The sequence below is a fragment of the Rhizobium sophorae genome (genome assembly GCF_013087515.1).
GTDB lineage: Bacteria > Pseudomonadota > Alphaproteobacteria > Rhizobiales > Rhizobiaceae > Rhizobium > Rhizobium sophorae.
This window is the reverse complement of sequence record NZ_JABFCN010000033.1, coordinates 57979-65586: the sequence shown is the minus strand read 5'-3', so window position 1 is coordinate 65586 and position 7608 is coordinate 57979. Positions and strand designations below refer to the sequence as shown.

The window sequence follows — 7608 nt, the reverse complement described above, 5'->3', positions numbered from 1 at the left end:
GCGTCGCTCCCTCCGTGGCTATGCCGAGTTCCCTGGCAAGCGCCAGCAATTGCCTGCCCTGTTCGCCAGGCGGCGGAAAGGCCGCAAGCCCGCGTTTCAGGGCGCCGGCAGCCAGGGATCGCTCGTTCAGAACGGCATAGGATCGAACCAGCCTGAGCCAGCCATTCAAGTCGTCCGGGCTTTCGGAAAGTTTTGCGTCCAGGCCGGTCACCATGACTTTGATCGTTTGACGTCGATCCACAGTCCCGGCGGCGATCAGCGGAACTCCGCCATTGACGGCGATGTGCTGATTGACGAGAAGCAGCCACGGCGCATCCGCTGGCGACAGCTTGGCAAGTGCCTCGAAGGCCATCAGCGCCTCAGCGGTTCGTCCCGTCTGCTCCATGCCGAGAGCGATGTAGAACAGGGCGCGCGGGTTTTCAGGTTCGAGCTGAACTATCTGTCGCAGGACGTCTAACGTCTCCTTGTCCACCGAACCATGCGCCTCCGCCATCAGGGCTGCGGCAAGGCCACCCAGGCGATGAATGTCCGGGCCCAGCAGACGCAGGGCATTGCGGTAAGCCGACCGTGCGTCGGCGATCCGGCCGGCCCTGAGGTAGATTGGAGCGATCACATCCCATCCGCGGCCATCATCCGGCTTGCCCTCGAGGTGGCGCTCTGTTCTGGCGACCAGTATTGCAATGTCCTGGCCAGGATCCTCCAATCGCGCTTGCAACGGCAGCGACGGCATGTCGGGCGAACCCGTAAAACCATAGAGGCCAATGCTTGCCAAAGGCAGAAATGCGGCGATCGCCAACCTCAGCCACCTGTGCGGATGCGGCAATCTCCGGTATTCTTCTTGCTTCTGCTGGCTTGCCTTGAAAAGGCGCCTCGCTGTTTCGGCCCGTGCGTATTCATACTCGTTGCAGCCGATTTCGTTCGCCAGCAATTCCCTGTCGAGTTCGAAAAGTTGATCTCGATAGACCCGACCGGCCGCAGCCGCACCGTCGTTGAACCGGACGCGGCCTGACGCAAGCGGATGAAGAAGAGAGGCGATTATGACAGTCGTGATGATCGCGAAAACAATCCAAATAACCATAACGTCCAGACGCCCTTTTGCGCTTGAACATACCGAGGCCGGGGGTTGGCACATTGATTCCGGTCAACGACGCCGAGCTCTTCCATCCCAATTTTTCGGGTTCAGCACGCTTCGCGAAGCAGGTCGACGCTATCGATCAGGACGATCTTGCCTCTGACTTCGACGCCCGATGCGGCGAGCGTCGCAAACGCTCGCGACAGGGCTTCCGGCGCCAGACCCAGTTTGCCGGCCAGGATTCTCTTCCGGTAAGGAAGGCGGAACGTGACCCGCGAGGTGGACGCCGAGGCGGGGCAGCGGCTCATAAGGTAGTTTGCCACACGTTGCGCCGCCGTGAGCAGCCGGTCACCCGCAATACAATCCATCGCGCCGAGCAGATGCCTGGCCATGATGCGTATGACGTTCCGGTGTATGATCGGATGTCGGTCGGCAAACGCCCGCAACTCCGCAAGCTCGAACAGCGCAACCTCGGCCCCGTCGGCGGACCACGCGCTATAAGCGTAAGAGCCGCCGCCTGAGAGAAGATATTCGCCAAATGTGTCGCCCGGCTCGCATACGCAGATATCAGCCTCGCGCCCAGCGGATTCCGATTTTGAAAGTCGGACAAACCCCTTCGTGACGCAGTAGACGAACGATGCCTGCTGTCCCTCGCTTATGATCTTCTCGTCAGGAGCGAAAGTGCCAACCTGAGCCATTGCGGTGAATTGTTCCACAGTCGCCTGATCCAAACCAGCGAACAGGTCGGACTGCAGAAGTACTGAATTTTTCGCAAGCATCCATCTTCCTTTCGTCTTTGGAACCAGTTTGCGGTTAGGGTTTTCTTCGATCGCTTTCGTCCTCGGCGAGGATTCGCCAGGCGGCTCCCTGAAGGTCGTCGTACTGGCCGCTCTTCAGCGACCAAAGGAACGCCAGGAGTCCCATTCCTCCCATCAGCAGCGCGATCGGTATGAGATAGATCAACATGTTCATGCGGCTTTGACCTTCTCACTCCCGCCGACCCGTCCCTGAATTTGCATATCCGAACGTTTGCCGAACGCGTTCAGGCGCAGTGCGTTCATCACGACGATGATCGAAGATGTCGACATCGCCACTGCCGCTATGAGCGGCGTCGCCAATCCGGCGATGGCAATCGGCACCGCCAGGACATTGTAACCGATGGCGAGAGCGAAGTTCTGCCGGATGAGGCTGGCGGCGCTTCGGGCCACGGCGATCGCTTCCGGCACGGCGTCGAGGCGATCGTTGAAGAAAACGAGGTCGGCGGCCTGTCTGCCGATATCGGAAGCCGTGGCCGGCGCCATCGAGACATGGGCCGCCGCAAGGGCAGGGGCGTCGTTGATCCCGTCTCCAACCATGAGCACGCGGCGACCTTCGCCATTCAGCCTCTGGCATTCATCGACCTTCCGTTTCGGCGTCAGAGAGCCTAAGGCCCTGTCGATGCCCAGAGCATGCGCCGTATTGGTGACCACGGTCTGCCTGTCGCCGGACATGATCAGCGTTTCAAGGCCGGCTGCGTCGAGCTGGCCGATGGCCTCGCGAGCGCCCGGGCGAAGCGTGTCATCGAAGAAGAAGCGGGCAAGATCGACGCCATTCTGCGACAAGACCACTTCCGAGAACGGACTATCGGCGATGCGGGGCACGAAGCTGGTTCCGCAGGCAAATGCCGTGTTGCCCAATCGATAGACGTCCGCGCCCTTCCTGGCTTCCAGGCCCCCGCCAGGGATTTCCGTGACGCTGTCGAAGGACATGGGGGCGGTTTCGGAGCCCCGCACCAGAGCCTGAGAAAGAGGATGCCGTGAATGCACGGCCAATCCGCGGGCGACTGCTGTGGCGTTCTCTTTCATGGCGTCCACTCTGACAAGGCGCGGCCTGCCCATCGTCACGGTGCCCGTTTTGTCAAAGGCCACGATATCCGCCTCGGCCAGTCTTTCGAGTGCCGAACCGTCCTTCACCATGATGCCCTTGCGGAAAAGCTCCCCCGCGGCGACGACCTGGACCACGGGCACGGCAAGGCCTAATGCGCATGGGCAGGTAATGATCAGGACCGCTACCGCGACCAGCATTGCCTGTTTCCAGTCTCCGCCGAGGAGGCCCCAGGCAAGAAAGGAGACCAGCGCCAACAGATGCACGGCCGGGGAATAGAGCGCCGCAGCGCGATCGGCGATCCTGCGATAGCGAGCTCTTCCACCCTCGGCGGCTTCCATGAGGCCGATGATCTCCGAAAGAAGCGAATTCTTGGCAATGTGCGTCGCCCGCAGGACGAGCGAGCCGGTCAGGTTCATCGCGCCCGAACTCACCTCACTGTTGCTGGCGACGGCAACGGGGCTGCTCTCGCCGGTGACGATGGAGAGGTCCACGTCGCTTGCTCCGCTGACCACTACGCCATCGACGGGAACCCTTTCGCCTGCCGCTATCGAGATTTCATCTCCCACCGCGATCTCTTCTACCGCAATGTAACGTCGGGATCCGTCCGGATTGATCAGCAAGGCTCCGCGCGGCGCCAGCCTTGCGAGTCCGTTGATCGCCGCCCGAGCCTTTTCCCGCATGATATGATCGAGGGTCCTGCCGATCAGCAGGAAGAAGAGCAGCGAAACCGACGCGTCGAACCATGCATGTTCACCGTGATGGATGGTCTCCCACAGTGAAACGGCATAAGAGAGAGTCACGGCGAGCGAGATCGGAACGTCCATGTTGGTGCGGCCGCGGCGGAGCGCATTCCAGGCCGATTTGAAGAAAAAGCGTCCCGCATAAACCAGCGCGGGCGCTGCTATCATCGCCGAGATCCAATGAAACATGTCGCGTGTCGCGGCATCTGCGCCAGACCAGACCGATACCGAAAGCAACATGATGTTGGCAGCCGCAAAACCGGAAACGCCGATCGCTAGGAGAAGCTGATTTCTGGTTCTGTCGTTTTCGGCTGCCGAGAGGGTAAAGAGATGCGCGCGATATCCGGCGGAGTTGATCATTGTGAGGATCTCGGACGGATCGGCGGCATGCGTCTCGATCTCCTCCTGGTAGACGCAGGTCACCCTTCGAGCCGTGAGATTGACGCGCGCCGTCTTGACGAAAGGAAGTGTCAGCAGCGCCCTTTCTATGGTCGAAATGCAGCCACCGCAGTGAATATCAGGAACGCTCAAGTCCAACTGGCGCAATCCGCCGCCGAGCGGCTGGCTGGCAAGGCGGACCTCTTCGGCACTGGATGACGTCGTGCTGAGAGCAAGCACGCTTTCCACGTCCATCGTGCAGCAGGTCATTGGTTCAACTCTGTGGTATCGATGCGTTTGGCCTCATGCATGACGACTAAGCCGTCGTTTCGCGAGATGGCCTCGACGATCCAGTCACCCTCGGCGAGGTTGTGATCTGCTTCGAACCGGCCTGCAGCTGTTTTCCTGAGCGTGAGGTGGAAGTCTTCGTGATCTCCGACGGGTCGCTTGAAATTCAGCACGACTTCGTCAACGGTCGCAGGCGCGCCGCTCCTGACGTGAATGTCGTAGCGGATCTCATGCCCTTTGATGGAGAGATCGCCCACGACGCCGGAAGCGGCCATTGCCTTCATCGCCGCCGCTTTGCGGTTGAACTCCTGACTGGCCACATAGGTATTTTCCACGACCAGACCGCTCCAGCTGGAGGAGGCATAGAAGGCCATGGTGACATTCACCGCGATCACAACAGCAAAGAAGGTCGAGGTCGCTACCAGCATGTGCAGGCCTGTAAAACCTTGGGCAGAGGTCTTCATTTGGTGTCTCCCGGTGCATTGAACGCCGCGCGGTAGGTTGCCCGGTCGGCGTGATCCGTATCTTCGATTGCGAACAGAAATTCATTGATCGCGGCTCCGGTGGGCTTGCGTGTAACGAAGACCTTGAGCGTCGTGGCTGCGTCCGGTTCGGCATGGACGGTAAAGCGGCGAGCGTGTTCCTTGCCGAACTCGGGAATGCGCATCGTTGCCCCCTCCAGCCCGACCAGGCTTATGTTCACATCCCGCGGCGTCGGCACCATGTTCAGGATCCGAAGCGTGTAGCCATTCCGCAGTGAGCCGTCGCTTTCCAGAACATATTGGGGGTTTCGGTCGTGAACGACGTTGAGTTCAAGGCGCTCGCGAAAGGCGAGGTGGACCAGCATGGCCACGCCGACCGATGCCCAGGCGACCGCGTAAAAGACGATTCTCGGACGAAAGACGATACGCCAGTTGAAGTGCCGGATCGCCGGGACGAAGCTTCCATCCTCGTTTCGAACCCTGGACGGCTGGACGGCCGTTTGCCCTTCGTCGGTCGCGAGTGACATGTTGCTCGCGTATTCGCTCAGCGTGGCATAGGCAATCAGGCCGCGAGGCTTTCCGAGCTTGTCCATGACGCCGTCGCAGGCGTCGATGCAGAGCGCGCATGTGATGCACTCCATCTGCTGTCCGTCGCGAATGTCGATACCCATCGGGCACACCGCAACGCAGGCATTGCAATCGACGCAATCGCCCACCGGCAGGCCCTTGGCTTGTGCCTTTTTCGCGTGACGCGACCGCTGCTCGCCCCGCCAGTCATTGTAGGTGACGACGCGAGAATTCTCGTCGAGCATCGCACCCTGGATGCGCGGCCACGGGCACATATAGGTGCAAACCTGCTCGCGCATGAGGCCGCCGAGCACATAGGTCGTCGCGGTAAGGATGGCGACCGCGGTGTAGGCGGCTACAGGAGCGCGGCCAGTGAATAGCGAAACAAGCAGGCTCGGCGCGTCGGCAAAATAAAAAATCCACGCTCCGCCCGTGGCGACGCCGATCAGCAGCCAGATCGAATGCTTGACGACACGCTTCCTCAGCTTGGCAAAACTCATGGGAGCGGCGTCAAGCTTCATTCGTGCGTTTCGATCGCCTTCGATCGCGCGTTCGACGACGAGAAAGAGATCGACCCAGACGGTCTGCGGACAGGCGTAGCCGCACCAGGCGCGGCCGACCGCGGAAGTGACGAGAAACAGGCCGAACCCCGCCATGACGAGGAGACCGGCTACATAATAAAATTCTTGAGGCCAGATTTCGATGAAGAAAAAGAAGAAGCGTCGTGAGGAAAGGTCGATGAGGATTGCCTGGTCAGGCGCGTAAGGACCGCGATCCCAGCGAATCCATGGCGCGAGATAGTAGATACCGAGGGTGACTAGCATGACGATCCATTTGAACCGACGGAATCGCCCCTCTGCACGCTTGGGAAAAACCTTCTTCCGAGGTGCATAGAGTGGCTGCCGATTGCGACGGGCGTTGACCGGCTCGACGCTGAGCCGTTCGATGCTGTCGGGAGCTGGTGCAGTGTAGAGGTTCATGGGACCTATCCGATTTCACCCGACCTTTTCCCATCCGCCGCGCATCCTTTCCTTGATGCAGATCAAGACGAAGGTCTTCCCGCCAATGGAAAAGGCCACGCCCTGGAGAGAGGGCGTGGCCTGGAGGAACCGCGGGGAACGAACACCGCTGGGACGTCCTCGACAAGTCTGCAACTAGCGGCTGGTCTGCTCGTGGTCTTTGAGGCAGGTCAAACTGATGATCGAACTGCCGATCTTTGCCGGATCGTCCTGATCGGACGGTGGCAGCAGCGCCTTGGCGCGCGCCGACACACGTGATCGTATCGCTGCGCGCGGCGTGCCATAGAGATCGAGGATCGGATCGTGGCCATGAGCTGCCATAGCCTTTCTCCTCACGTTCCGCCGCCAAGCGAATGCACGAAGATCGTCAGTTCCTTGACCGTCGTGTCGCCGAGGCGCCCTGCCCAGGCGGGCATGATGCCATGCTTGGGAGAAGCGACCTGGCGGATGATCGCATCCTCGCCGAGGGCCTTCAGCCAGATCGCATCAGCGAGATCCGGCGCGCCCATTTCGGCTTTTCCTTTGGCATCGTCGCCATGACACGCGGCGCAGTTGTCGACGAAGATCTGTTTTCCGGCCTGTGCGAGACCGGGGTCCGACGGCGTGTTGGTCAGCCCCCAGACGTAAGCCGCGACCTGCCTTGTCTGGATGGGGTCCAGAACATCTGCAAAGGGCGGCATCTCGGAAGCATGAGTGTCCGTATCCCCGTCGAAGCGAATCCCATGCGCGATCGTCGTCTGGATGGCATCCAGGTCTCCACCCCACAGCCAATCGTCGTCGTTGAGGTTCGGAAATCCAGGACCGCCGCTTGCTCCCGAGCCGTGGCATGGCGCACAATTCACCTTGAATGCTGACGCGCCGCCGGCGATTGCGAATTCGCGAAGGGCAGAATCAGAATCGATTTCCTGTACTGTCTTGGCGGCGATCAGATCATGAAATTGCATTTGCGATGCCTTGGCCTGGTCCAGGTTCTGCTGCAATTCGGCGCGGCTGGAAAAACCGAGCATGCCCTTCGTAGCGTCGGTAATCATCGGGATCGCGGGATATGCGATCGCGTAGCCCAACGCCCAGACAATGGTGGCGTAGAAGGTCCACACCCACCAGCGGGGCATCGGATTGTTGAGTTCGCGGATGCCGTCCCATTCATGTCCGGTCGTTTCGACGCCGCTAAATTCATCGATATGTTCTTCCGACAT

General features: G+C 60.4%; 8 protein-coding genes. All 8 read right to left on the bottom strand.

Features of this window, described 5'->3' with window-relative positions:
* The coding region (gene ccmI, locus G9X64_RS20070; RefSeq protein ID WP_171377281.1) for a c-type cytochrome biogenesis protein CcmI at positions 1-1078 on the bottom strand (1078 nt) is incomplete at its 3' end.
* Positions 1079-1179: 101 nt separating this feature from the next.
* Complete coding sequence (locus G9X64_RS20065; RefSeq protein ID WP_171377280.1) at positions 1180-1851, bottom strand: Crp/Fnr family transcriptional regulator; 672 nt, start codon at positions 1849-1851, stop codon at positions 1180-1182.
* A 34-nt stretch (positions 1852-1885) separates the two neighbouring features.
* Positions 1886-2044, bottom strand: coding sequence for a cbb3-type cytochrome oxidase assembly protein CcoS (gene ccoS / locus G9X64_RS20060; protein ID WP_168309494.1), 159 nt, complete (start codon positions 2042-2044; stop codon positions 1886-1888).
* On the bottom strand, positions 2041-4326 hold the full coding sequence (locus G9X64_RS20055; protein WP_171377279.1) for a cation-translocating P-type ATPase: 2286 nt from the start codon (positions 4324-4326) through the stop codon (positions 2041-2043). Before G9X64_RS20055 ends, ccoS begins: the two co-directional genes overlap by 4 nt.
* Positions 4323-4808, bottom strand: a complete 486-nt coding sequence (locus tag G9X64_RS20050) for a FixH family protein (RefSeq protein WP_171377278.1) — start codon at positions 4806-4808, stop codon at positions 4323-4325. Before G9X64_RS20050 ends, G9X64_RS20055 begins: the two co-directional genes overlap by 4 nt.
* The gene (ccoG, locus tag G9X64_RS20045; protein ID WP_171377277.1) at positions 4805-6373 is read right to left on the bottom strand and encodes a cytochrome c oxidase accessory protein CcoG; all 1569 of its coding nucleotides are present in this window, start codon (positions 6371-6373) and stop codon (positions 4805-4807) included. The genes G9X64_RS20050 and ccoG overlap by 4 nt, the downstream gene beginning before the upstream one ends.
* 174 nt (positions 6374-6547) lie before the next feature.
* Positions 6548-6733, bottom strand: a complete 186-nt coding sequence (locus G9X64_RS20040) for a hypothetical protein (protein ID WP_168309498.1) — start codon at positions 6731-6733, stop codon at positions 6548-6550.
* An 11-nt stretch (positions 6734-6744) separates the two neighbouring features.
* The gene (ccoP, locus tag G9X64_RS20035) at positions 6745-7608 is read right to left on the bottom strand and encodes a cytochrome-c oxidase, cbb3-type subunit III (protein ID WP_171377276.1); all 864 of its coding nucleotides are present in this window, start codon (positions 7606-7608) and stop codon (positions 6745-6747) included.